Origin of the sequence: Acetobacter pomorum (assembly GCF_002738225.1) — a bacterium.
Classification (GTDB): Bacteria; Pseudomonadota; Alphaproteobacteria; order Acetobacterales; family Acetobacteraceae; genus Acetobacter; species Acetobacter pomorum.
In genome coordinates, this window is sequence record NZ_PEBQ01000021.1 from 1 (window position 1) to 427 (window position 427).

The following is a 427-nucleotide window of genomic DNA, read 5'->3' on the forward strand; positions in this document are numbered from 1 at the left end:
AACCTCTCAACAAGGTTCCGTTCGCGGTAGAGAGAAAAATCGGTTTTCCGTCGTGTCGTTCTGCTGCGTTTTGGCGGGATGACCGGGGTAATCCCGCGCTGTATCAGCCGATCGATCAACCTGTCCGCGTCATACGCCTTGTCAGCAAGAAAAGCATCCGGGTCGATGTTTTCCAGAAGCGGTTCCGCCTGGGTGATATCGGCATCCTGTCCCGGTGTGATGCCGAGTTCCACCGGATTGCCCAGAGCGTCGCAGATGGCATGGATCTTTGTCGTCAACCCGCCTCGTGAGCGTCCGATGGCCTGATCCGTGCCCCTTTTTTGAGAGCTCCGGCACTATGCTGATGCGCCCGGACAATTGTGCTGTCGATCATCATGTATTCGTTGTCGTGATCAGCGGCCAGATAACGAAATATCCGTTCGATGAC

At 55.5% G+C, this 427-nt stretch carries 1 pseudogene; it reads right to left on the reverse strand.

Annotated features, from left to right (window positions below):
* Positions 1–427, reverse strand: a pseudogene (locus CSR02_RS02050) (IS5 family transposase); the annotation flags it as partial.